22 protein-coding genes and 1 tRNA gene are annotated in these 22,668 nt (G+C 61.2%); 17 read left to right on the forward strand and 6 right to left on the reverse strand.

What is annotated here, in order from left to right; genetic code table 11:
* Window positions 1-12: 12 nt before the first annotated feature.
* Entirely contained in the window at window positions 13-1,371 is a 1,359-nt protein-coding gene (locus U9R80_RS06510; protein ID WP_301837148.1) for a glutamine synthetase family protein, read from the reverse strand.
* A gap of 174 nt (window positions 1,372-1,545) precedes the next feature.
* On the opposite strand from U9R80_RS06510, the gene U9R80_RS06515 reads away from it, so the two are divergent.
* The 4 genes from U9R80_RS06515 to nadA all read left to right on the forward strand — a co-directional run bounded on the left by U9R80_RS06515 (window position 1,546) and on the right by nadA (window position 6,265).
* Window positions 1,546-2,457, forward strand: coding sequence for a helix-turn-helix domain-containing protein (locus U9R80_RS06515; RefSeq protein ID WP_301837147.1), 912 nt, complete (start codon window positions 1,546-1,548; stop codon window positions 2,455-2,457).
* Between the two features lie 92 nt (window positions 2,458-2,549).
* On the forward strand, window positions 2,550-3,419 hold the full coding sequence (locus U9R80_RS06520; RefSeq protein ID WP_301837146.1) for an isocitrate lyase/PEP mutase family protein: 870 nt from the start codon (window positions 2,550-2,552) through the stop codon (window positions 3,417-3,419).
* A 52-nt stretch (window positions 3,420-3,471) separates the two neighbouring features.
* The gene (locus U9R80_RS06525) at window positions 3,472-4,968 is read left to right on the forward strand and encodes a YdgA family protein (protein ID WP_301837145.1); all 1,497 of its coding nucleotides are present in this window, start codon (window positions 3,472-3,474) and stop codon (window positions 4,966-4,968) included.
* A 238-nt stretch (window positions 4,969-5,206) separates the two neighbouring features.
* Window positions 5,207-6,265: a quinolinate synthase NadA gene (nadA, locus tag U9R80_RS06530; protein ID WP_274118186.1), complete on the forward strand. Its 1,059-nt coding sequence runs from the start codon at window positions 5,207-5,209 to the stop codon at window positions 6,263-6,265.
* Between the two features lie 75 nt (window positions 6,266-6,340).
* Here nadA and U9R80_RS06535 read toward each other — a convergent pair whose 3' ends face one another.
* Window positions 6,341-7,771, reverse strand: a complete 1,431-nt coding sequence (locus tag U9R80_RS06535) for a M48 family metalloprotease (protein ID WP_301837144.1) — start codon at window positions 7,769-7,771, stop codon at window positions 6,341-6,343.
* Window positions 7,772-7,880: 109 nt separating this feature from the next.
* Here U9R80_RS06535 and U9R80_RS06540 point away from each other — a divergent pair, with 109 nt between their 5' ends.
* Both U9R80_RS06540 and U9R80_RS06545 read left to right on the forward strand, forming a co-directional pair.
* Entirely contained in the window at window positions 7,881-8,120 is a 240-nt protein-coding gene (locus U9R80_RS06540) for a sulfurtransferase TusA family protein (protein ID WP_301837143.1), read from the forward strand.
* Between the two features lie 25 nt (window positions 8,121-8,145).
* Window positions 8,146-9,216, forward strand: a complete 1,071-nt coding sequence (locus tag U9R80_RS06545; protein WP_301837142.1) for an AI-2E family transporter — start codon at window positions 8,146-8,148, stop codon at window positions 9,214-9,216.
* 58 nt (window positions 9,217-9,274) lie between these two features.
* On the opposite strand, the gene U9R80_RS06550 is transcribed toward U9R80_RS06545, so the two are convergent.
* Window positions 9,275-9,748: a peroxiredoxin gene (locus U9R80_RS06550; protein WP_301837141.1), complete on the reverse strand. Its 474-nt coding sequence runs from the start codon at window positions 9,746-9,748 to the stop codon at window positions 9,275-9,277.
* Between the two features lie 10 nt (window positions 9,749-9,758).
* Window positions 9,759-10,319 (reverse strand): glycine cleavage system protein R, encoded by a 561-nt coding sequence (locus U9R80_RS06555; protein ID WP_028943105.1) that lies wholly within the window; start codon window positions 10,317-10,319, stop codon window positions 9,759-9,761.
* A 260-nt stretch (window positions 10,320-10,579) separates the two neighbouring features.
* Between U9R80_RS06555 and dapA the strand changes: the two genes are divergently transcribed.
* The 8 genes from dapA (at window position 10,580) to U9R80_RS06595 (ending at window position 17,633) form a co-directional block, all read left to right on the forward strand.
* Window positions 10,580-11,458 carry a 4-hydroxy-tetrahydrodipicolinate synthase gene (dapA, locus tag U9R80_RS06560; protein ID WP_301837140.1) on the forward strand — a complete coding sequence of 293 codons (879 nt, stop codon included), beginning with the start codon at window positions 10,580-10,582 and terminating at the stop codon, window positions 11,456-11,458.
* Window positions 11,459-11,475: 17 nt separating this feature from the next.
* Window positions 11,476-12,591, forward strand: a complete 1,116-nt coding sequence (gene bamC / locus U9R80_RS06565; protein ID WP_301837139.1) for an outer membrane protein assembly factor BamC — start codon at window positions 11,476-11,478, stop codon at window positions 12,589-12,591.
* Window positions 12,592-13,350: an MBL fold metallo-hydrolase gene (locus tag U9R80_RS06570; protein ID WP_301837138.1), complete on the forward strand. Its 759-nt coding sequence runs from the start codon at window positions 12,592-12,594 to the stop codon at window positions 13,348-13,350.
* 29 nt (window positions 13,351-13,379) lie between these two features.
* Window positions 13,380-14,090, forward strand: coding sequence for a phosphoribosylaminoimidazolesuccinocarboxamide synthase (purC, locus tag U9R80_RS06575; protein ID WP_038613804.1), 711 nt, complete (start codon window positions 13,380-13,382; stop codon window positions 14,088-14,090).
* A 93-nt stretch (window positions 14,091-14,183) separates the two neighbouring features.
* A tRNA-Ser gene (locus tag U9R80_RS06580) sits at window positions 14,184-14,273 on the forward strand.
* Window positions 14,274-14,522: 249 nt separating this feature from the next.
* A complete protein-coding gene (locus tag U9R80_RS06585) occupies window positions 14,523-14,738 on the forward strand; it encodes a hypothetical protein (RefSeq protein WP_301837137.1) in 216 nt (71 codons plus the stop codon).
* Window positions 14,739-15,202: 464 nt separating this feature from the next.
* Entirely contained in the window at window positions 15,203-16,645 is a 1,443-nt protein-coding gene (locus tag U9R80_RS06590; protein WP_301837136.1) for an alanine/glycine:cation symporter family protein, read from the forward strand.
* A 91-nt stretch (window positions 16,646-16,736) separates the two neighbouring features.
* Entirely contained in the window at window positions 16,737-17,633 is an 897-nt protein-coding gene (locus U9R80_RS06595; RefSeq protein ID WP_301837135.1) for a LysR substrate-binding domain-containing protein, read from the forward strand.
* Between the two features lies 1 nt (window position 17,634).
* On the opposite strand, the gene U9R80_RS06600 is transcribed toward U9R80_RS06595, so the two are convergent.
* On the reverse strand, window positions 17,635-19,038 hold the full coding sequence (locus tag U9R80_RS06600; protein WP_301837134.1) for an amino acid permease: 1,404 nt from the start codon (window positions 19,036-19,038) through the stop codon (window positions 17,635-17,637).
* Window positions 19,039-19,242: 204 nt separating this feature from the next.
* On the opposite strand from U9R80_RS06600, the gene U9R80_RS06605 reads away from it, so the two are divergent.
* Entirely contained in the window at window positions 19,243-20,046 is an 804-nt protein-coding gene (locus U9R80_RS06605; protein ID WP_301837133.1) for a phytanoyl-CoA dioxygenase family protein, read from the forward strand.
* Between the two features lie 66 nt (window positions 20,047-20,112).
* On the opposite strand, the gene U9R80_RS06610 is transcribed toward U9R80_RS06605, so the two are convergent.
* Window positions 20,113-20,340 carry a YdcH family protein gene (locus tag U9R80_RS06610; protein ID WP_301837132.1) on the reverse strand — a complete coding sequence of 76 codons (228 nt, stop codon included), beginning with the start codon at window positions 20,338-20,340 and terminating at the stop codon, window positions 20,113-20,115.
* Between the two features lie 117 nt (window positions 20,341-20,457).
* Here U9R80_RS06610 and U9R80_RS06615 point away from each other — a divergent pair, with 117 nt between their 5' ends.
* Window positions 20,458-20,823 carry a 5-carboxymethyl-2-hydroxymuconate Delta-isomerase gene (locus U9R80_RS06615; RefSeq protein WP_301837131.1) on the forward strand — a complete coding sequence of 122 codons (366 nt, stop codon included), beginning with the start codon at window positions 20,458-20,460 and terminating at the stop codon, window positions 20,821-20,823.
* A 171-nt stretch (window positions 20,824-20,994) separates the two neighbouring features.
* Entirely contained in the window at window positions 20,995-22,629 is a 1,635-nt protein-coding gene (locus tag U9R80_RS06620) for a phosphoethanolamine transferase (RefSeq protein ID WP_301837130.1), read from the forward strand.
* Window positions 22,630-22,668 lie beyond the last annotated feature (39 nt).

Here is a 22,668-nt window from a genome sequence, read left to right on the forward strand (position 1 = left end):
TTGCCAGGGGGCTCAGACGCTGAGCAGCAGGAACTCACGCTCCCAGGAACTGATCACCCGCTTGAAGTTTTCATGTTCGGCGCGCTTGACCGCCACGTAGCCGCGAATGAACTTGCTGCCCAGGTGCTGCTCGATGCTCGGGCAGTCTTCCATGTTCGCCAGGGCGTCCTCGATGGTGATCGGCAGGCGCAAATTGCGACGCTCATAGGCGCGGCCCTGCACCGGGGCGCTGGGGTTGATCTGCTCGACCATGCCCAGGTAGCCACACAGCAGGCTGGCGGCGATGGCCAGGTACGGGTTGGCGTCGGCGCCGGGCAGGCGGTTTTCGACGCGCATGGCCTCGGGGCTGGACGTCGGTACGCGCAGGCCCACGGTACGGTTCTCTTCACCCCATTCCACGTTCACCGGTGCCGAGGTATCGGGCAGGAAGCGGCGGAACGAGTTGACGTTGGGGGCGAACATCGGCAACACCTTGGGGATGTACTTCTGCAGGCCGCCGATGTGATGCAGGAACAGCTCGCTCATCTGCCCATCGTCATTGACGAAAATCGGCTTGCCGGTGGCGATGTCGATCACGCTCTGGTGCAGGTGCATGGCGCTGCCTGGCTCATCGCCCACAGGCTTGGCCATGAAGGTGGCGGTGACGTTGTGCTTGAGCGCTGCCTCTCGCATGGTGCGCTTGAACACGGTGATCTGGTCGGCCAGGTCCAGGGCGTCGCCGTGACGGAAGTTGATCTCCATCTGCGCCGGGCCGTCTTCGTGGATCAGGGTGTCCAGGTCCAGGCCCTGGGCTTCGCACCAGTCGTAGACGTCCTCGAACAGCGGGTCGAATTCGTTGGCGGCATCAATGGAGAACGACTGCCGGCCACTTTCGGCACGGCCCGAGCGGCCCAGCGGCGCTTGCAGCGGCAAGTCCGGGTCGTCGCAACGCTGGGTCAGGTAGAACTCCATTTCGGGGGCCACGATCGGCTGCCAGCCCTTGTCGGCATACAGCTTGAGTACTTTTTTAAGCACGTTGCGCGGCGACAGCTCGATGGGGTTGCCCTGCTTGTCGAAGGTGTCGTGGATGACGATGGCAGTGGGTTCCAGGGCCCACGGCACCATGTACACCGCAGAGGAATCCGGACGACAGACCATGTCGATGTCGGCAGGGTCGAGCAGGTCGTAGTAAATGTCGTCGTCGACAAAATCCCCGGTTACCGTCTGCAACAACACACTTTCCGGCAGGCGCATGCCTCGCTCATGCAGGAACTTGTTGGTGGGTGCAATTTTGCCGCGGGCGATACCGGTCAGGTCACTGACCACGCACTCGACTTCGGTAATCTTGTGTTCTTTCAGCCACGCAGACAGCTGATCGAAAGGGGCATTCATAAAGACCTCGTTATTGGTTTTATTACGCGCCAGGACCAGCGATCAAGGCTGGTATGCCGTCTGGACGACTTCCCCTGCAGCGCGTTGAGGGCTATCTTGGGTGACGCTTGCGCGTTCGATCTATCCACTTTCCGCAGAATAAAATGCACCAAAAGAGTGCATGAAGAGCAGCTCATGACAGCGCCAAATCCGTTCCAGGTCCAGGCTTTCAGTACCGCCACCGTGATTGAACAAGAGCGCGCGTCGCCCAACTGGACCGTGCATTACCAGCAGATGTCGCCCGGGCATTTCGCTGGCCGCATCCGTTGTCTGGAGCTTGAAGGCGTCGAGATCTACGAAGAATCCATGAACACGCGCGTCGAGCAGAGTTTTCGCGCCCCGCCCGGCGCCCTGACATTCTGCTTCGACCGCACGGACAACAGCCTGTACCTGCTCAATGGCGAAAGCCGCAATATCTGGATCACCCCGGAGAACTATCAGGAAGTGGCCGTGGTGTTCGGGCCGGAGTTCGTGCAACGCCATCGGGTCGACATTGCGCGCCTGGAAGGGCTGTTCATGGCCCCGCTCAACTCCATGCAGAACGCACTGTTCAGTCGCTGGTTGAGCAGCACCCTGACGCGCCTGGGGCAGGAGGTCGATCCGCCGAGCCGCGAAGCGCTGGCCGAGCAGTTGCTTCAGGATTGCTTGTTCATTCTCGACAGCGCGAGTGTCTGCCTGGACCGCAGCGCCCTGTGGCGGCGTTCCGAAGAGCGCCTGATCATGCGCCGGATCGGCCAATGGGCCGGTGACTGCCCGGAAGAAACGCTCAATCTGCTGGAGCTGGCGCAGGTCGCCGAAGTCCCCTTGCGCCAATTGCAGCAAGCCTTCAAGACCTTCACCGGGATGACGCCAGCCCACTGGCTGCGCCTGCGCCGCCTGAACAGCGCCCGGCGCGAGCTGTTGAGTTGCAAGGGCGGGGAAAGTACGGTCGCCGAAGTCGCCATGCACTGGTCGTTCTGGCACCTTGGGCGGTTCTCCAGCAGCTACCAGCAATTGTTCAAGGAGTTGCCCAGCGAAACACTCAAACGATCACATCGGCGCAGTTGAGACACAACTAGCCATCTATCTGACCCTGTCGGGCGACCGGCTGGCAGTGGTATGTTCTATCCAATAAATGAAGTCGATTGATTGGAAAGACCATGCCAAGAGCCTCCCACCAAGACCTGCGTCGCGCGTTTCGTAAACTCCTTGCTTCTCCTGCCTGCTACCACACGGCCTCCGTGTTCGACCCGATGTCGGCGCGTATCGCTGCCGACCTGGGTTTCGAGGTTGGCATCCTGGGTGGTTCGGTCGCTTCCCTGCAGGTGCTGGCCGCACCTGATTTTGCCCTTATCACCTTGAGCGAGTTCGCCGAGCAGGCCACGCGGATCGGCCGGGTAGCCCAGTTGCCGGTGATCGCCGATGCCGACCACGGCTATGGCAACGCGCTGAACGTCATGCGCACGGTGACCGAGCTCGAGCGTGCCGGCATTGCCGCCCTGACCATCGAAGACACCCTGCTGCCGGCGCAGTTCGGCCGCAAGTCCACCGACCTGATCAGCATTGCCGAGGGCGTCGGCAAAATCCGCGCGGCCCTGGAAGCGCGGGTCGATCCGGAGCTTGCGATCATCGCCCGGACCAACGCTGCATTGATCCCGGTCGAAGAAGTGATTGCCCGCACCGTGGCCTACCAGAACGCCGGCGCCGACGCGCTGTGCATGGTCGGCATCCGCGACTTCGAGCACCTTGAGCAGATCGCTGCGCACCTGAGCGTGCCGCTGATGCTGGTGACCTACGGCAACCCGCAACTGCACGATGATGCGCGCCTGGCGCAACTGGGTGTGCGCATTGCCGTGGACGGTCACGGCGCCTACTTTGCCGCGATCAAGGCCACCTACGACTGCCTGCGCGAACAACGCCGCATCACCAGCAGCGCCTCGGACCTGAGCGCCACCGAACTTACCCATACCTACACCGTGCCGGGCGACTACATCGTCTGGGCCCGCGAGTACATGGACGTCAACGAATAGGCCTAAGGCCTTGCAGCAGCAATTCCCTACAAATGGACAAGCGGAACAATTCATGAAGAAAGCAGTGGGTGTACTGTCAGGGCTCGTCGTCGCCGTGGCCGCAGTGTGTACGGCAGGTGCCTGGTACACCGGCAAGCAATTGCCAGAAGTACTCGACCAGGCCATGGCCCAGGCCAACATTCAACTCAAGCAATCCACGGGGCTCAACGGCACCGTGAGTGTGGAACTGGCATCGCTGGAGTCGCACCTGTTCTCCAGCACCGCGCGTTACCGCATCAAGGTCAAGGACATGATGGTCGGTGACCGGGTGGAGAGCTTCGAGCTGGGCTTTGTCGATCAGGTCGAACACGGCCCGTTGCCGTTGAGCCGGCTCAAGGCGTTCAAGCTCATGCCAGTGATGGCTACCAGCAACTATGCCCTGGAAAAGGATGCACTCACCGCCGAACTGTTCGCCGCCAGCGGCGAGGTACCGCCGGTGTACGGCCAGAACAGCCTCGGCTACGACGGCTCCAGCGACGGCACCCTGATCATGCCGCCCATGAAAGTGAGCGAGGCGGGTGGTTCGACCATCACGTTCTCGGGGCTGGCCATTGCCGCCAGTGGCACACGGGATGGTGAGCAGATCACGTTCACCGGCGCCGCGCCGAGCCTGAACCTGGATCTGGTCGATCAGGAAACCGGGCCGCTGAAGATCGAGCTCAAGAACCTGAGCCTGAACGGTGACCTGAGCAAGACGCCCTACGGCTTCTATGTCGGCTCCGGGAGCATGCTGCTCGACCAGCTCAGTGCCGCCGTGGGCGAGCAGCAGAAGGTGTTGCTGCTCAAGCACCTCGAACACCGCAGCGAGTCCCGGGCCGACGGCGACAACTTCTCCGGCAACATGGTCTACAAGGTCGGCGACATCAATTTCGACGGCAGCCCGGTGGGCTCCAGCGCCATGGTCTGGAACCTCAAGAACATCGACATGCCCGCCATGCAGGCCCTGATGGTCTGGTACCAGAGCCGCCTGCCGGAGTTCCAGGCGGCAGCCGCGCAAGGTCAGGCTGTACCGGTCTTGCCGATGAGCGAGGCGGAAAAAGCCCAGGTCAACGCCAATGTTCAGAAGCTGCTGGCCGCCAAGCCGCAGATCGCCCTGGAGGACTTCTCGTTCAAGACCGCCAGTGGTGAAAGCCATTTCAACCTGAGTGTCGACTTTGCCCAGCCATCTTCCCTGGAGCTGCCGCCTGCCGAGCTGTACCGGCAGTTGATCGCCCAGGTGCAGAGCAAGCTGCAGCTGTCCAAGCCGATGATTGGCGACCTGGCTGCGCTGCAGGCGCGCCTGCAGGGGCAGAGCGAAGCGCAGATCCAGGCCCAGCAAGTCGCCCAGACCGGCGAAATGGTCGGCATGATTGCACTGCAAAGCCAGATGGCCACGGTGCAGGGCAATGACATCCTGTCCAGCCTGCATTACGCCGATGGCATGGTGGATTTCAACGGCCAGAAGATGACCGTCGAACAATTCGCCAGCCTGATCATGGCCAACCTCGGTGCGCTCCAGCCACGAGGCTGAAAAAGCAGCCCCGGTGCGACAGACCTGTCGCACCGGGGCTTGTTTCACTAAAAAAACCTTTTGAATTCATCCGATTAACTGTAGCCTTCGGCATCCCATAAAAACCCGAGGCCGCAGAAGGTCTTTGGTTCTGCCTGCAACGCCGTTCAGCGCTTTGCTCGCGGAGCCTGTAACCGATTTGCCAGGGCTCGGTGATACACTCGACTTACGCGCACAAGCGCCTGCAGGTCCAGCGATCATGACCCAGATTTCCGAACGCCTTTTGGTCCAAGCCCACCTCGATGCCAAGCAGCCCAAGCCGCTGACACCCGAGCAAGAGGCCGACTACCGCGCCGCCATCGCCGCCGAACTCAAGGCGCAGAACGCGGTGCTGGTTGCCCATTACTACTGCGATCCTGTGATCCAGGCCTTGGCCGAGGAAACCGGCGGCTGCGTGTCCGATTCGCTGGAAATGGCCCGCTTTGGCAACAAGCATGAAGCCAGCACCGTGATTGTCGCCGGCGTGCGCTTCATGGGCGAAACCGCCAAGATCCTCAACCCTGAAAAACGTGTGCTGATGCCGACCCTGGAAGCGACCTGCTCGCTTGACCTGGGTTGCCCGGTGGACGAGTTTTCGGCGTTCTGCGACAAACACCCGGAGCGCACCGTGGTGGTCTATGCCAACACCTCGGCGGCGGTCAAGGCCCGGGCCGACTGGGTGGTAACCTCCAGCTGCGCGCTGGAAATCGTCGAGAGCCTGATGGACAACGGCGAGACCATCATCTGGGGCCCAGACCAGCACCTGGGTCGCTACATCCAGAAGCAGACCGGCGCCGACATGCTGCTGTGGGACGGTGCCTGCATCGTTCACGAAGAGTTCAAGTCGCGCCAGCTGGCCGACATGAAGGCGCTGTACCCCGATGCTGCGATCCTGGTACACCCGGAGTCGCCTGAGGCAGTGATCGACCTGGCAGATGCCGTGGGCTCCACCAGCCAGCTGATTGCCGCGGCGCAAACCCTGCCGAACAAGACCTTCATCGTGGCGACCGACCGCGGCATCTTCTACAAGATGCAGCAGCTGTGCCCGGACAAAATCTTTATCGAAGCGCCTACGGCGGGTAATGGCGCGGCCTGCCGCAGCTGTGCTCACTGCCCGTGGATGGCCATGAACACCCTGGAGCGCACCTTGCAGTGCCTGCGTGAGGGTAGCAATGAGATCTTCGTGGAGCCGGCGCTGATTCCGCAGGCAATCAAGCCGCTCAAGCGCATGCTCGACTTTACCCAGGCGGCGCGGATGAAGTTGTCCGGTAACGCTTGAGGTAACTATCGCGGGGCAAGCCCGCTCCTACCGGGTTGGTGGGAGCAGGCTTGCCCCGCGATGCATTTCAGGACCTCAGCGCATCATTTCCTTGACCATGCGCTGCTGCTCCATCAGCTCTCGCTGACGCGCATCGATCTTCTCTTTCAGCACTCTGTTGCCAGCCCGTTGCTTGGCATAGTCGAGTTGCTGCACCGCCTGGTCGTAGTCACCCACCAAGGCAAAGTACTCGGCACGCGCCTGATGCAGGCCGACCGTGTTGCCGGCCAGTCCACGGACTTCCGCCACGTCGTACCAGACATCCGGGTCTTCGGGGCGATTCTTGAGCAGTGCGTCCAGTGCCTTCTCTGCCTCGGCAGGGCGGTTCTGCTTGAGCAGCAGGTCGATCCGGGCCTGCTGCAGCGGGTAGTTGGCCGGGTACTGGGCGCGCATTCGATCGACCTGCTGCTGGGCATCGGCCAGCCGGTTGTTGGTGATCTCCAGGTCGATCTGCGCCAGGTTGTAGGTGATGTCGTTGGGCGCCTTGGCCAGCAGCGGCTTGAGGCTCTCGCGTGCTTCGTTGAGCTGGCCGCCCTTGATCTGGGCCAGGGCCAGGCCATAGCGGGCCGCATCCATGTTCGGGTTTTCGTCTAGCTGGGCGCGGAAGCGCTTGGCGGCCAGGCCTGGGGTGCCTTCATAGATCAAGGCAACGCGGGCGCGAATCAGCTGATAGCGCTGGCTGTCTTCGGTACCGCCTTTGGGCGCCTGCTCGGCGCGGTTGCGGGTGTCGGCGATACGCGATTCGGTCACCGGGTGAGTGAGAAGAAATTCCGGCGGCTTGGCGTCGTAGCGGTACTGACGCATCAGGCGCTCGAACATGCTGGGCATGTTGCGCGGGTCGTACCCGGCCTTTTCCAGATTGAGGATGCCGATGCGGTCGGCTTCCTGCTCGTTCTGGCGGGAAAAGCGCCGTTGTTCCTGAATGGCCGCGGCCTGGGTACCGGCAATCGCGGCGATACCCGCGTCGCCAGCGCCGGCTGCGGCAGCGACGATGCCCGCGAGCAGTGCCGCCATCATGGGCAGTTGCATGCGCTGCTGGGCCTCGACGCCCCGCGCGAAGTGGCGTTGCGACAAGTGAGCCAGTTCGTGGGCCAGTACCGAGGCATATTCGCCTTCGGTCTGGGCGTTGAGGAACAGGCCGCCGTTGACCCCGACAATCCCGCCTGGGGCGGCGAAGGCGTTGAGTTCACGGCTGTCGATAAGGATGAATTCGAGGCGGCGGTCCTGCAGCTGGCTGGTTTCGGCCAGGCGATAGACGCTGGTCTCGACATAATCCTTGAGCTGAGGGTCGTTCAGTTGATTGACATTGCCCCGCAGCAAACTGAGCCAGGCGCGGCCCAGCTGATGTTCTTGTTGGGGGGAAACAATCGCAGAACTGGCGTCGCCGAGTGACGGCAGGTCGTCGGCATGGCTTGGGAGCGCCATCAAACAGGCCAGCGTCAGCAGGGTGGGGCGCAGTAAATTCATGCACGAAGCTCTGGTCGACAAAGAGCCTTACTGTAGCCCGCTCACACGTCGGCGACCAGTGGCGGTATTCTAGCGGGCTCGATTGTATGTGCCTGCCTGGAGAACCCCGATGAGCGATACCCCGACCTTTGACGCCGAACTCGACGCCAGCGGCCTGAACTGCCCGCTGCCGCTGCTCAAGGCGAAGATGGAGCTCAATCGCCTGGCCAGCGGCGCAGTGCTCAAGGTGGTGGCGACCGATGCAGGATCGCAGCGCGACTTTCGCACTTTTGCCAAGTTGGCCGGTCATACGCTGCTGCTCGAATCAGCCGAGGGTGGTGTGTACACCTATTGGCTGCGCAAAGCCTGAGTTTTTCTCCCCTTAAGGATCGTCAATGTTCAAGGTGCTTCGCGACTGGATGCAACGCTACTTCTCTGACGAAGAAGCAGTGGTGCTGGCGGTCTTGCTGTTTCTGGCGTTCACCGCCGTCCTGACCCTGGGCGGCATGCTGGCACCGGTGCTGGCCGGCATGGTCCTGGCGTTTCTCATGCAGGGCCTGGTCAATGCCCTGGAGCGCCTGCGGGTACCGACCCGCTACGCTGTCGGCCTGGTCTTCACCCTGTTCATGGGGGCGCTTGGGGTTTTCCTGCTGGTGCTGGTACCGCTGCTCTGGCACCAGGTGATCACCTTGTTGAACGAGTTGCCGGGCATGCTGGGAAAATGGCAGTCGCTGTTGTTGCTGCTCCCTGAGCGCTACCCGCACCTGGTGTCGGATGAACAGGTGCTGCGGGCCATCGAGGCCATGCGCGGGGAGATCGGCAAGTTCGGCCAGTGGGCGTTGACCTTCTCGCTGTCCAGCCTGCCGTTGCTGGTCAACATCATGATCTACCTGGTGCTGGTGCCGATCCTGGTGTTCTTCTTCCTCAAGGACCGTGAACTGATCGCCCGCTGGGTGAGTGGCTACCTGCCACGTGAGCGTGCCTTGATGACCCGGGTGGCCGAAGAAATGAATCGCCAGATCGCCAACTACATCCGTGGCAAGGGCATCGAGATTCTGATTTGCGGCGTAGCCACCTACATCGCCTTCATCACCCTGGGGCTGAACTATGCAGCGCTGTTGGCCTTGCTGGTGGGGCTGTCGGTGGTGGTGCCGTATGTCGGCGCGGTGGTGGTGACCGTGCCGGTAACCCTGATTGCCTTGTTCCAGTGGGGCTGGGGCGACCAGTTCATCTACTTGATGGCGGTGTACGCAATCATCCAGGCGCTGGACGGCAACGTGCTGGTACCGCTGCTGTTCTCCGAGGCGGTGAGCCTGCACCCGGTGGCAATCATCTGTGCGGTGTTGTTGTTTGGCGGGTTGTGGGGGTTCTGGGGAATCTTCTTTGCGATTCCGCTGGCGACCTTGTTCAAGGCCGTGCTGGATGCCTGGCCACGGCAGGAGCCGGTGGTGGCGCCGTTGCTTTGAATGCATCGCGGGGCAAGCCTGCTCCTGGCCACAGGAGCGGGCTTGCCCCGCAATCGGCTTACTTTTCGTTCAGTGCTTGAGCTTCAGCCAGCACGGCATCCACATGCCCCGGCACCTTCACGCCGCGCCACGCCTTGCGCAGCACACCATTCTTGTCGATCAGGAAGGTGCTGCGGTCCACGCCCAGGTATTCCTTGCCGTACAGCTTCTTCAGCTTGATGACGTCGAACAGCTGGCACAGAGCCTCGTCCTTGTCGCTGATCAGCTCGAAGGGGAAGGCCTGCTTGGCCTTGAAGTTCTCGTGTGACTTGATGCCGTCGCGGGACACGCCGAACACCTCGGTGTTGGCCGCCTGGAACGCTGCGTACTGGTCACGGAAACCCTGGCCTTCGGTGGTGCAGCCCGGGGTGCTGTCCTTGGGGTAGAAGTAGAGCACCACTTGCTTGCCCGCAAGGTTCGCCAGGCTGACGCTCTGGCCACTGGTGGCCTGGGCCTGGAAATCGGCGACGGGTTGGTCGAGTTCTACGGCCATGTGTGCTTCCTTACAGTGGGTTTTGTGGACGCCAAGGTTCGATCAGCGCGTCCAGGTTCAGGGCGTCGGCGAAGTCCAGGAACTGGTCGCGCAGCCAGCTGATCTGGGTGCCGGCCGGCAAGGTCACGGTGAAGGTGGCGTTGAGCATGGTGCCGCCGGTCTGTGGCGCCTGGTAAGTGTCGCAGGTCAGGTTCTCGAGTTCCACGTGGTGGTCGATGAAGAACTGGCACAGCTCGTTGATGATGTCCGGGCGATAGGCGGCGCTGACATAGGCCACGTACGGCAGGGCTAGCGGGCGCACTTCAAGTTCGGCGCTGCGGACCACATTCACGGTGAAGGTGTGTTTCTTGGCCAGGCCCGGCAGAGCGGCCTCGAAACGCGCCAGGGCATCCCAGCTGCCGGCAACCTGCAAGACCAGGGCACTGCACTCGCCGTGACGGGTCAGGCGCGAGGTCACGACCGAGCAGCGATTATCGTTGCTGGCCCGGCACAGAATGTTGGTCAGCTCCATGGGATTGGCGCCCAGGGCACTGATGACAAGGAATTGTTCGCGAACGGTGGGGGTGGACATGCAGCATTCCTAAAGCGATGAGCGGTCGGTACCTGACGGGGCAAATCGGCGGGAGGGCGTGGTCCCGGGGCTCAGGATCGAGGCTTTGGGCACTGCCTGCGCAGGTTGTCGGCAGCCCGGCGGGCCGCTGTGTACCGATCAAAGAGAGAAGGGTAGCGAAAATGGCCGCCGAGGGGAATGCTCCGGCCTTCTGCTTCGCTTGTGCAAGCCCGGTGGCGCCAGTACCATTACCGCTCTCTTTTTCCGGCAGGAGCAGTTTCATGATTGCGGGCAGTATGGTGGCATTGGTCACACCCATGGATGCACAAGGGCGTCTGGACTGGGACAGCCTCAGCAAACTCGTGGACTTCCACCTGAAAAACGGCACCCATGCCATCGTTGCGGTCGGTACCACCGGCGAGTCGGCAACCCTGGATGTCGATGAGCACATTGAAGTCATCAAGGCCGTGGTCAAGCAGGTCGATGGGCGTATCCCGGTGATCGCCGGTACCGGTGCCAACTCCACCAGCGAAGCGGTGCACCTGACCCAGAACGCCAAGGACGCCGGCGCCGATGCCTGCCTGCTGGTTGTCCCGTACTACAACAAGCCGACTCAGGAAGGCCTGTACCAGCACTTCAAGCACATTGCCGAAGCCGTCGACATCCCGCAGATCCTCTATAACGTACCCGGCCGCACCTCCTGCGACATGCAGGCCGAGACCGTGATCCGCCTGTCCACCGTGCCGAACATCATCGGCATCAAGGAAGCCACCGGCGACCTGAAACGCGCCAAGGCCATCCTCGACGGCGTGAGCAAGGACTTCATCGTACTGTCCGGCGATGATCCGACTGCCGTTGAACTGATCCTGATGGGCGGTAAAGGCAACATCTCCGTCACCGCCAACGTCGCTCCGCGCGAAATGGCCGACCTGTGCGAAGCCGCGCTTGAAGGCGATGCCGAAAAAGCCCGCGCAATCAACGAAAAACTCATGCCCCTGCACAAAGACCTGTTCGTCGAAGCCAACCCGATTCCGGTGAAGTGGGCTTTGGTTGAAATGGGCCTGATGCACAAGGGCATCCGCCTGCCGCTGACCTGGCTGAGCGAATCCTGTCACGATACGGTACGCCAGGCCATGCGCCAGTGCGGCCTGCAGTTTTAATTGAGGACGTACACCGCATGAAGCGATTGGCTGGTCTTTCCGCCCTTGCCTTGATCATCTCCAGCACCAGTGGTTGTGGCTGGTTGTGGGGCGAAGAGGGTTACTTCCGTGACCGTGGCAGCGACTATCTGGAGGCCACTCAGAAGGCGCCGATGCAACTGCCACCTGACGTTGCCAACGTCAAGCGCCTGGACCCGCTGCTGCCGATCCCGCGTAACGTCGCCGACGACAACGTCAAAGGCGAGTTTGAAGTGCCACGTCCGCAGCCGCTGAGCGCCGGTGCCGATATCAGCGACTTCAGCCTGCAGAAGAGCGGCAGTGCCCGTTGGGTCCTGGCCCAGCGCTCGCCAGCCGAAGTCTGGCCGGTGGCCCGGCAGTTCTTTGAAGACAACGGTTTCCGTATTGCCGAAGAGCGTCCGCAAACCGGTGAGTTCAACACCACCTGGCAGCGCTTCGACGAGCTCTCCGCCTCCATGGCCAAGCGCCTGGGCAGTGCCTCGAGCAGCAGCGACAACGAAGTGCGTACCCGTGTGCGTATCGAGCCGGGCGTACAGCGCAACACCAGTGAAGTCTACATCGTGACCGTCGAGCGTCCGGCCGGCAGTACTGCCGAGCAAGCGTTCCCGGATCGCTCCAACAACGCCGGTGTCGACGCCATCCTGGTCGACGAAATGCTCGCCAGCATGACCCGCAGCGCCGAGAAGGGCGGTTCGGTGTCCCTGCTCGCGGCTCGCGACTTCGATGCCCCGAGCCGCGTCAGCCTGAGCGAAGACGGCAGCGGCAACCCGGTGCTTAACCTGGGCTCCGACCTCGACCGCGCCTGGTCGAGCGTAGGTCGTGCCCTGGAGCAGGGCGAGTGGCGTGTCGAAGACATCAACCGCAGCCTGGGCCTGTACTACATCAACCTGGCCGAAACAGCCGAGACCAAGGACCAGGAGCCTGGCTTCTTCAGTCGCCTGTTCGGCAGTGCGCCGAGTAAGGAAGAGCGTGAAGCCCGTGCCGAGCGTTATCAGGTTCGCCTGAGCAAGGTCGGTGACAGCGTCCAGGTGACCGTCGAGAAGAACATCAACACCGTGGCCCCGGCTGACGTCGCTCGCCGCGTGCTGAGCGTGATTCAGGACAACCTGGGTTAAGTGCGCTTCGCCGTACTTGGAAGTGGAAGCCAGGGAAATGGCACGCTGATCGCCAGTGACAATACCCTTGTCCTGGTCGATTGCGGCTTTTCCCTGCGTGAAACCGAGCGGCGCCTGGCGCTGCTCGGCGTTTCTGCGCAGCAATTGAGTGCCGTACTGGTCACCCACGAACATGCCGACCACGTGCATGGGGTCGGGTTGCTGGCGCGGCGCTACAATGTACCGGTCTATCTCAGCCGCGGCTCCTTGCGCGGTATGCGCAAGCCGGTCGAGGCAGCGGGATTTCTGGCGGCAAACGACACACTGCAGATCGGTGGCTTGACCATCAGGGCCGTCGGGGTTACCCACGACGCGCTGGAGCCGCTGCAGTATGTGTTTGACGACGGTAGCCGGCGCTTTGGCGTGCTGACAGACCTTGGCTCCTATGATTGCGCCTTGCTCGACAGCTACCAGGGCCTGGATGCCTTGATGATCGAAGCCAATCACTGTCGCGACCTGCTCGGACGCGGGCCTTACCCGATGTTTCTAAAGCAGCGGGTCGGCGGCGACTACGGACATTTGAATAACCACCAGGCCGCGCGCCTGGTGTCGGAGCTGGGCTGGCAGAACCTGCAACATCTGGTGCTGGCCCACCTCAGCAGCAAGAACAACCAGCCACAGCTGGCCCGGCAATGTTTCGTCGACACCCTCGGGTGCGACCCGGACTGGCTGCAAGTGGCCAACCAGGATTGCGGGCTCGACTGGCGCGAAATCGCCTAGCCCATCTTATTTAGCAAGCGGAGCCCATCATGGAAAAACGTGAAGAACTCTACCGCGGCAAAGCCAAGTCGGTTTACAAGACCGACGACGCTGACCGCTTGATCCTGCTGTTTCGCAACGACACTTCGGCGTTCGACGGCAAGCGCATCGAACAGCTCGACCGCAAGGGCATGGTGAACAACAAGTTCAACGCCTTCATCATGCAAAAGCTTGAAGAAGCCGGCATCCCGACCCAGTTCGACAAACTGCTGGGCGACAACGAATGCCTGGTCAAGAAGCTCGACATGATCCCGGTTGAATGCGTCGTGCGTAACTACGCCGCCGGCAGCCTGGTAAAGCGCCTGGGCGTGGAAGAGGGCATCAAGCTTGAGCCTTCGACCTTTGAACTGTTCCTCAAGAACGACGAGAAGGGCGATCCGTTCATCAACGAATCCCACGTTGTCGCCTTCGGCTGGGGCACCGCCGAGCAACTGGTGAAAATGAAAGCCCTGTCGCTCAAGGTCAACGAAGTGCTGAACAAGCTGTTCGACGACGCCGGCCTGCTGCTGGTCGACTTCAAGCTGGAGTTCGGCGTATTCCACGGCGAGATCGTCCTGGGCGACGAGTTCAGCCCGGATGGCTGCCGCCTGTGGGACAAAGAGACCCGCAAGAAGATGGACAAGGACCGCTTCCGCCAGGGTCTGGGCGACGTGATCGAAGCCTACGAAGAAGTTGCCAAACGCCTGGGCGTGCCGCTGTAAGCGGCAAGTTCACGCAAGCGCCTGATACCACGCGAATTTTTTTCGCAAACAGGCTTTGCCTTTGGGTAAACTGCTGGTATCATGCGCGCCACTGGAGAGATGCCGGAGTGGCCGAACGGGACGGATTCGAAATCCGTTGTACTGGCGACAGTACCTAGGGTTCAAATCCCTATCTCTCCGCCATATATGAAAAGCCCCGAAACTTAGGTTTCGGGGCTTTTTTTTGCCTTGATTTTTATTTCGCCCAGATTCACCCGTTCACCTGGCCCTGTGTCCCGCTATTACCGTCCGAAAAATAAAGAATTCGGATAATTCCTACATATTCTTTTTTTCTTAATTGGCAGAGTTACCAGCCGCGCGATTTTCACGCGTCTACAGCAAGAAAAATCGAATCCGGCCAATTATGGAAAAGCAATCAACAAGGAGAGGGTGATGAGGGAGTTTGTAATTGGTGTCAACAATACAATTTTGTACGTCGCGCTGGCCAGCATCTGGCTGGCCGCGGCAGCGGGGTTCTTCCTCGTGGGTGCCTGGCAGGGCGCTGTCGCGCTTTTAGGGGGGACGCTCCTTTGGTGCGTCATTTCCGGCTTCTGGTTTGTGCAGTCGGCAACTTATGAAGAGTTGAAAAAGTTGAACGCTAAAGGGTGATTTTCACTGGTGTGTTCCGGCCCGGGCAGATGTCCTGGTTCGGGCCGTTAACGGCCTGCTGTTGTGCAGGCCGTGCTTTACCAGGTCGGCCTGATAAGCCGATTTGCGTACTGTACGCGAACTGATTCATTGCACTATCGACCCTCGCGTTTGTGGATCAGGACCGGTGCAAAACTACCCATGCTGACACTCCCCGAGCAGGCCGCAGGCCAGATCTGCTACCATGGCGCCCCTCTAAAAAAGAGCCAGCCCCGCTCATGCGCACGCTGGCCAACGCGATCCCCGACCCGCGGCACCTATCGTCACTACACTGACAAAGCCGACGGCGTTGCTGAAACTGTGGGCGTCTCCCATCGTTACAGGCCATTCATATTGAAGAAGCCACTGCGCGTCCTCGGGCGCCAGTTGCTTTACAGACTGAGCAGCGCCCTGCAAGGGCCCTGCGCTTTACTTGGGAACATACGATGACAGCCGTGATCAACGCACTGAATACCTTCTTCTGGGGGTATGTCCTGATCTATGGCCTGCTGGCCGCAGGTATCTACTTCACTGTCCGTCTGGGCTTTCTGCAGTTTCGCCACTTGCCCGAATTCTTTCGCTCGGTACTGCGCGCACCGACCAAGGATGCCAGTGGCATCACGCCGTTCCAGGCGCTATGCACCAGCCTGGCCTCGCGGGTAGGTACCGGCAACCTGGCCGGTGTGGCCGTGGCCATTACCCTCGGTGGGCCGGGTGCGGTGTTCTGGATGTGGGTGGTGGCGTCGCTGGGCATGGCAACGGCTTATGCCGAAAGCACCCTGGCGCAGCTGTACAAGGTACGCAACGACAAGGGTGAGTATCGCGGTGGTCCGGCGTTCTATATCGCCAAGGGCCTTAACGCACCCTGGGCGGCGGCGATCTTCTCGGTGTGCCTGATCATTGCCTTCGGCCTGGTGTTTGGCGCCGTGCAGGCCAACTCCATTGCCGATGCCACCCAGGGCGCCTTCGGCGTACCCAAGCTGACCACCGGTGTCGTGGTGGCGGTGCTGGCGGGCCTGGTGATCTTCGGCGGCATCAAGAAGATTGCCCGCTTCGCGGAGTGGGTCGTGCCGTTCATGGCGGGTGCCTACCTGCTGGTGGCGGTCTATGTGATCCTGACCAACCTGGGTGAAGTCCCAGGCGTGCTGATGCTGATCGTCAAGAGTGCCTTTGGTATCGAGTCGGCCGCTGGCGGCGTGGCCGGGGCCCTGCTCAATGGTGTGAAGCGCGGGCTGTTCTCCAACGAAGCGGGCATGGGTTCGGCACCGAATATCGCGGCCGTGGCGACCCCCAATCCCCATCACCCCTCGTCGCAAGGCTTTGTGCAGGCGCTGGGCGTGTTCATCGATACCCTGCTGATCTGTACCGCCACCGCGATCATGATCCTGCTGTCGGGCGTGATTCCTGGCCCTGACATGACCGGCACGCCGCTGACCCAGGCGGCCATGAACGAGCACATCGGTTCGGCCGGGCAGTACTTCATTGCCATTGCGATCTTCTTCTTTGCGTTCACCTCGATCATCGGCAACTACACCTATGCCGAAAACGCCATGGTGTACCTGAAGCTCAACACCCGCCTGGGCCTGACCGTGCTGCGTACAGCGGCCTTGTTGATGGTGGTGTGGGGCGCCTATGAAAGCGTTGCCACGGTGTTCGATGCGGCCGACGCAGCGATGGGTCTGATGGCGACCATCAACCTGATTGCCATCTGCCTGCTGTCGGGGGTGGTGGTCAAGCTGACCCGCGACTACTTCGCCCAACGGGCGGTGGGCACGCCGGAGTTCAATGCCAAGGACTACCCGGAGTTGTCGGGCAAGATCGATGCGCAAATCTGGGGGGCAGCCGATGGTGGGCGTGCCGAACCGGCCGAGGCGTTGAAGGAGAGGTAGTCGCATCGCGGGGCAAGCCCATTCCTACAGTAGGAGCGGGCTTGCCCCGCGATAGGCATAATGCTCCGACACCATCACCTGGGGCATTGCGATGATCGGTTTCACTTTCCGCCAGTTGGAATATTTCGTCGCTGCCGCCGAGCAGGGCAGTGTCAGTGCGGCGGCGCGGGCCAAGCACATCTCCCAGCCTTCAGTCTCCCTGGCCTTGTCGCAGCTGGAGTCGATCCTCGGTGAAAAACTCTTCCATCGCCAGGTCAGCCGCGGCCTGGAGCTGACCCCGGCCGGGCGCAAGCTGTTGGAGCAGGCGCGCGGCATTCTCGACATGGCAACGGCCATCAGTGGCCCCGGCGAGCAGCAAACCAGTTTGCGGGGTGCCTTGAGCCTTATCTGCTTCCAGGACCTGGGGCCGTATTACGCGCCACGGCTGTTGAGCGGCTTTCGCCAGCGCTATCCCGACGTCAGCATCACCTTGTTCGAGGCCGATCTTGCCGAGGTAAACCGCAGGTTGGGTGATGGCAAGGCAGAGCTTGCGCTGACGTACGACGTGGGGCTCGATTCGCCCATCGAGAAGCGCGTGCTGGCACAACTGACGCCTTACGCACTGTTGCCGGCCGATCATCCCCTGGCCTTGCAGGACAAGGTGTCGCTGGTGGACCTGGCCGCCGAATGCCTGATCCTCGAAGATATCTCCAGGACCCGCGAGTACTTTCTCTCCTTGTTCTGGGCCCACGACCTGCAACCTGCCGTCCTGCAACTGACCCAGACCTTCGAGATGCAGCGCGGGCTGGTGGCCCATGGTTATGGCGTGGCGTTGTCGTGTACGCGGCCGGTGAGTGATTGCAGCTATGACGGCAAGCCGCTGGCCTGCCGCCCCTTGCTGGAGACGGTGAGCCCGCAGCCGGTGGTACTGGCCCAGTCCAGTGCCATGCGCCCGTCGGCGGCAGCGCAGGCATTCCTGGAGTGGGCCACGCAGCAGTTTCCTGCCTAGATCAGCTATTGACCGGCCCGGGCGCTGCGACCAGCGCCTTGGGTTGGCGTGCCACGAACAGCCAGTAGCCCAGTGACAGCAAGGCCAGCCAGCCGATGCCCACATACAGCGCCATGCGGGTGTCCGGGAACCAGGCCAGCACGCCAAAGATGAACAGCATGAACACTGCCGCGCAGGCCGGGCCTACAGGCCACAGAGGCACCGGGAAATGCAGCTTGGCCACCTCATCGCGGGTCATGCCGCGGCGCATCACCATCTGCGACAGCAGGATCATCAGCCACACCCACACGATCGAGAAGGTCACCACCGCCGCCAGGATCAGGAACAGGTTCTCTGGCGCCAGGTAGTTCAGCACCACCCCGAACAGCAACGCTGCGGCCATGACCACCACGGTCATCCACGGCACCCCAAAGCGCGACAGCCGCGAGAAGCCCGCCGGTGCCTGACCGTTCTGGGCCATGCCGTACATCATGCGGCCGGCGGCGAAAATATCGCTGTTGATCGCCGAGACGGCTGCCGAGATCACCACAATGTTCAGCAAGGTGGCGGCAGAACCGATGCCCAGGCCACTGAAGATCTGCACGAAGGGACTGCCTTCGCTGCCGATGCGGGTCCAGGGGTAGATCGACATCAGGATGAACAGGGTGAACACATAGAACAGCAGGATACGCAGCGGCACCGAGTTGATCGCCTTGGGGATGACCCGTTGCGGGTCCTTGGCCTCGCCCGCAGTGATGCCGATCATCTCGACGCCGCCGAAGGCAAACATCACCACGGCGAACGAGGCGATCATGCCGCTGACGCCGTTGGGGAAGAAGCCGCCATGACTCCACAAGTTGCTGATGCTCGCCACCTGTTCGGCGGAACCGCCCAGCTGGATGCCGAACATCAGCACCGCCGCCCCCGCCAGGATCATTGACACAATTGCGCTGACCTTGAGCAGCGACAGCCAGAACTCCAGCTCGCCGAACACCTTGACGCTGCACAGATTCAGGGCGCCAATGAAGAACACGATGCCCAGCACCCAGATCCAGCGCGGCGTCTCGGGGAACCAGAAGCTCATGTAGACGCCGAAGGCGGTGACGTCCGCCAGGCACACCACGAGCATCGAGAAGGCATAGCTCCAGCCGGTGAGAAAACCCGGAAAGCGCCCCAGGTACTGGCTGGCGTACTGGCCAAAGGAGCCGGACACCGGATTGCGCACGGCCATTTCGCCCAGGGCGCGCATCATCATGTAAATGGCCGCGCCGCCAATCAGATAGGCCAGCAGTACAGACGGCCCGGCCAGCTTGATGGCCGAGGCCGAGCCATAGAACAGCCCGGTGCCAATGGCCGACCCGAGCGCCATGAAACGGATATGACGGGTACTCAGACCTCGCCGCAAGGCGGTGTTGTTATCGTTCATCCCAGGTAACTCCTCATTGTTCTTATTGTTCAGTGGCAAGGCGCCGAAGGAGACAGGCAGGGCTATTAACCGGCCAATTGGCGGAGGTGACAATAAGGCAGGTCATACAGAATGCTGATAGTGGCGAATAGGCAAAGTGTCGTTTACCGGCGGCGGGCGGGCGTCCAATACTTTTGGCCATTACAACAAGAGAGGACCGCCCCCATGAATGCCGATATCGAACAATTTCAACGCGACGGTGCCATCGTGCTGCGTGGCGTGTTTCGCGACTGGATCGAGCGTTTGCGCGAAGGGTTCGAGCAAAACCTGGCCGACCCCAGCGCCTTTGCCATCGAGAACGTGGGCAGTGGCGAAGGCGGGCGCTTCTTCGAGGACTACTGCAACTGGCAACGTATTCCGGCATTCACCGACTTTGTCCGGAATTCGCCTGCGGCGGGGATTGCCGGGGACCTGATGCAGTCTCGGGAAGTGCAGGTGTTCCATGAACACATCCTGGTCAAGGAACCGGGGACCTCCAAACCGACGCCCTGGCACCAGGATCTGCCGTACTACTGCGTGGATGGCCTGCAGACGGCCAGCTACTGGATTCCGCTGGACCCGGTCACTCGCCACAACACGTTGAGCGTGGTGCTGGGTTCCCATCGCTGGCCAAAGCCGGTGCGGCCCAAGAGCTGGGCCAGCAACAAGGACTTCTACGGCGCGACCGATGCAGGCTCGGGGGAAAGCGTGTTCATGGACATGCCGGATGTGGAGAACGGCGAATACGAGATTCTTTCTCCCGAACTTGAGCCCGGTGATGCGGTGGTGTTCGACTTTCGCACCGTGCATGGCGCCGCCGGCAATACGGGCGGCAACCGCCGGCGGGCGTTTTCCACCCGCTTCATGGGCGATGATGTGCGCTATATCCAGCGTCCGGGGCGCACTTCGCCACCGTTTCCCGGTATCGACCTGAAGACCGGCGATCGCATGCGCGAAGACTGGTTCCCGGTGGTCTGGTCGCGCAGCTGAAGTCTGCGATCGCGTAAACAAAAGCCCCGCAGCGAACTGCGGGGCTTTTTACTGTTCTGCGGGGCGCTACGATTTTACGTGAGCGACGATATCGTCTTTGATCAACAGGCGCTTTTTGCGCAGTTGGGTGATCTGTTCGTCGGTGGCGCTGCTGCTCTCTGCCTTGAGCACCTCGGTGTCGATGGCGTTGTACTTTTCGTGCAGCTCGCTGAGCCGCGTGTCGGTTTTCTTCTTGGCGTCGAACGCCTCTTTGGTCATGTTCAAGTCTGCGAGCAAATCGTGCTTGACCGGCATTTCTTCACCTCTCCGGGGTTTGGGGTGGAAGTCATGAACTTAGAGGATAGTCGTCTTTGCCAGGTTTCGGGGCTGCGGTAGTCTGTCGCATCATTCGCCCGCCAAGGATTCAGTGCAATGCCTCACCTGAACGTGGAATACAGCGACAACCTGCGTGACCTGGACGTCGACCGCCTGCTGCTGCGCCTGAACCATGTGCTGGTGGGCAGTGGCCAGTTTGCCGACGAGCTGGATATCAAGAGCCGCGCTGCAGCCTTTGCGGGCTATCGAGTGGGTATTGCACCGAACGAGCGGGCGTTTGCCCATGCCAGGCTGTCGATCCTCAGTGGCCGTTCGCCCGAGGTGAAGCGCCAGTTGTCCGCCAGCGTGCTGGAGGTCCTCAAGGAAGCGATCCCGGCGCGCGCGGGGCTGGATATCCAGCTGTGCGTCGAGGTGCTGGATATTGATCGGGACGCCTATTCAAAGGTGCATTTGCCGGGTTAAGTGTAAAAGACCTAAGTAATGTGAAAAATATGTCATGAAAAAGTTGACGCCAATACATTAAACATTGGCGTCTTTTTCACAAAAAATTGATGGTGTGCTACTTAAAGTTCGGGTTGTTTCAAGGTGGTGCCGCAACGGCACTGTTCCCGACGATCAATCAAGTGAAGCGCCATGTTCAAGGTCAAACCGCTGCGGGCCGAATGGGTCACGTTGTTAGCCAGTCTTTATCTGCTTATCGGCTTTAATTCGGTACTCTGGCAACATCTTTCCAGCGTTGTACAGCCTGGCGTCGGGGGCATATTCCTGCGCCTGGCCTTTGCCGTGCTGATCTTCTGCGCCTTCAACCTGATCTTGACCCTGGTCGCCTTCAAGGGTGTTTTGAAACCCCTATTGATTACCTTGTTCATGGTCAGTGCTGGTGCCGCTTACTTTATGAGCCAGTATGGCGTGCTTATTGATGTAGGTATGTTGCGTAATACCGCAGAAACCAATACTGCTGAAGTAATGGATCTGCTTTCCATTAAGTTGTGCGCTTATCTTTTGATATTGGGTGTGCTGCCGTCGGTGTTGCTTTACAACACCCCGATCCAGTACCGGAGCTGGTACCGCGAGTTGCTGTTCAAGTTATTTGCGGGCGGCGCGTCGGTGGCATTGCTTGGCGTGGTCGCCCTGGCCAACTACCAGGGGCTCGCCTCGCTGTTTCGCAACCATCACGAGATCCGCCTGATGCTGGTGCCCAGCAACGTGGTCGGTGCCTCGTTCGGTTATGTCGGTGAGCGGATCGGCACCGCTGCCAAGCCGTTCGCCAAAGTGGGCGAGGATGCTCAGCGCGAGCTGGCCTGGCAGCAGCATTCGCGCAAATCCCTGACCGTGCTGGTAGTGGGGGAGAGTGCCCGCGCGGCGAACTTCGGCCTGCTCGGCTACGAGCGCAATACCACCCCGGAGCTGAGCAAGGAGGCCGGGCTGATCGCGTTCAGCGATGTGCATTCCTGCGGGACCGAAACCGCCGTGTCGGTGCCGTGCATGTTTTCCAACCTCACCCGCAAGGAATACCAGGCCACCCAGGCCAAGAACCAGGAAGGCTTGCTGGATATCCTGCAGCGGGCTGGCCTGGCGGTGCGCTGGCGCGACAACCAGTCCGGGTGCAAGGGCACCTGCGACCGGGTGCAGTTCGAGGATGTCAGCAACCTCAAGGACCCGGCGCTGTGCACCAGCAGCGAATGCCACGACGAGGTTCTGCTCGAGGGGTTGTCCGAAATGATCGACAACTTGCAGCAAGACACCGTGCTGGTGCTGCACCAGATGGGCAGCCACGGCCCCGAGTACTTCAAGCGCTATCCGATGCAGTACGAGCGCTTCACCCCAGTGTGCCCGAGCAACGCCCTGAACCAGTGCAGCGAACAGAGCATCATCAACGCCTACGACAACACCCTGGTCTACACCGACCACGTGCTGGCGTCGCTGATCGACATTCTGCGCAGCAAGCAAGGCAAGGTCGACACCGCCATGCTCTACCTGTCCGACCATGGCGAATCCCTGGGCGAGTACAACCTGTTCCTGCATGGCACCCCGTACATGCTGGCGCCGGAACAGCAGAAGCACGTGCCGATGCTGGCTTGGTTCTCCGACAACTACCGCCAGGCATTCGGCGTCGACACCGACTGCCTGAACAGGAACCGCAACGAGCCGCTGAGCCAGGACAACCTGTTCCATTCCATGCTCGGTCTGTTGCAGGTGCACACCGCGGCCTATAACCCGCAACTGGACCTGTTTGCCTCGTGCCGTCCGGCCCTGGCCAGCCATTGAGAACCTGCGCAGGCGCGCAGGCCGTTGCAGCAGTCGAGC

The sequence above is a fragment of the Pseudomonas sp. JQ170C genome, assembly GCF_035581345.1.
Classification (GTDB): Bacteria; Pseudomonadota; Gammaproteobacteria; order Pseudomonadales; family Pseudomonadaceae; genus Aquipseudomonas.

What these genes read in the sequence shown, in the direction of transcription:
- U9R80_RS06510 (WP_301837148.1), bottom strand. Translation starts at nt 1,371, where the DNA reads ATGAATGCCCCTTTCGATCAGCTGTCTGCGTGGCTGAAAGAACACAAG.
- U9R80_RS06515 (WP_301837147.1), top strand. Translation starts at nt 1,546, where the DNA reads ATGACAGCGCCAAATCCGTTCCAGGTCCAGGCTTTCAGTACCGCCACC.
- U9R80_RS06520 (WP_301837146.1), top strand. Translation starts at nt 2,550, where the DNA reads ATGCCAAGAGCCTCCCACCAAGACCTGCGTCGCGCGTTTCGTAAACTC.
- U9R80_RS06525 (WP_301837145.1), top strand. Translation starts at nt 3,472, where the DNA reads ATGAAGAAAGCAGTGGGTGTACTGTCAGGGCTCGTCGTCGCCGTGGCC.
- nadA (WP_274118186.1), top strand. Translation starts at nt 5,207, where the DNA reads ATGACCCAGATTTCCGAACGCCTTTTGGTCCAAGCCCACCTCGATGCC.
- U9R80_RS06535 (WP_301837144.1), bottom strand. Translation starts at nt 7,771, where the DNA reads ATGAATTTACTGCGCCCCACCCTGCTGACGCTGGCCTGTTTGATGGCG.
- U9R80_RS06540 (WP_301837143.1), top strand. Translation starts at nt 7,881, where the DNA reads ATGAGCGATACCCCGACCTTTGACGCCGAACTCGACGCCAGCGGCCTG.
- U9R80_RS06545 (WP_301837142.1), top strand. Translation starts at nt 8,146, where the DNA reads ATGTTCAAGGTGCTTCGCGACTGGATGCAACGCTACTTCTCTGACGAA.
- U9R80_RS06550 (WP_301837141.1), bottom strand. Translation starts at nt 9,748, where the DNA reads ATGGCCGTAGAACTCGACCAACCCGTCGCCGATTTCCAGGCCCAGGCC.
- U9R80_RS06555 (WP_028943105.1), bottom strand. Translation starts at nt 10,319, where the DNA reads ATGTCCACCCCCACCGTTCGCGAACAATTCCTTGTCATCAGTGCCCTG.
- dapA (WP_301837140.1), top strand. Translation starts at nt 10,580, where the DNA reads ATGATTGCGGGCAGTATGGTGGCATTGGTCACACCCATGGATGCACAA.
- bamC (WP_301837139.1), top strand. Translation starts at nt 11,476, where the DNA reads ATGAAGCGATTGGCTGGTCTTTCCGCCCTTGCCTTGATCATCTCCAGC.
- purC (WP_038613804.1), top strand. Translation starts at nt 13,380, where the DNA reads ATGGAAAAACGTGAAGAACTCTACCGCGGCAAAGCCAAGTCGGTTTAC.
- U9R80_RS06585 (WP_301837137.1), top strand. Translation starts at nt 14,523, where the DNA reads ATGAGGGAGTTTGTAATTGGTGTCAACAATACAATTTTGTACGTCGCG.
- U9R80_RS06590 (WP_301837136.1), top strand. Translation starts at nt 15,203, where the DNA reads ATGACAGCCGTGATCAACGCACTGAATACCTTCTTCTGGGGGTATGTC.
- U9R80_RS06595 (WP_301837135.1), top strand. Translation starts at nt 16,737, where the DNA reads ATGATCGGTTTCACTTTCCGCCAGTTGGAATATTTCGTCGCTGCCGCC.
- U9R80_RS06600 (WP_301837134.1), bottom strand. Translation starts at nt 19,038, where the DNA reads ATGAACGATAACAACACCGCCTTGCGGCGAGGTCTGAGTACCCGTCAT.
- U9R80_RS06605 (WP_301837133.1), top strand. Translation starts at nt 19,243, where the DNA reads ATGAATGCCGATATCGAACAATTTCAACGCGACGGTGCCATCGTGCTG.
- U9R80_RS06610 (WP_301837132.1), bottom strand. Translation starts at nt 20,340, where the DNA reads ATGCCGGTCAAGCACGATTTGCTCGCAGACTTGAACATGACCAAAGAG.
- U9R80_RS06615 (WP_301837131.1), top strand. Translation starts at nt 20,458, where the DNA reads ATGCCTCACCTGAACGTGGAATACAGCGACAACCTGCGTGACCTGGAC.
- U9R80_RS06620 (WP_301837130.1), top strand. Translation starts at nt 20,995, where the DNA reads ATGTTCAAGGTCAAACCGCTGCGGGCCGAATGGGTCACGTTGTTAGCC.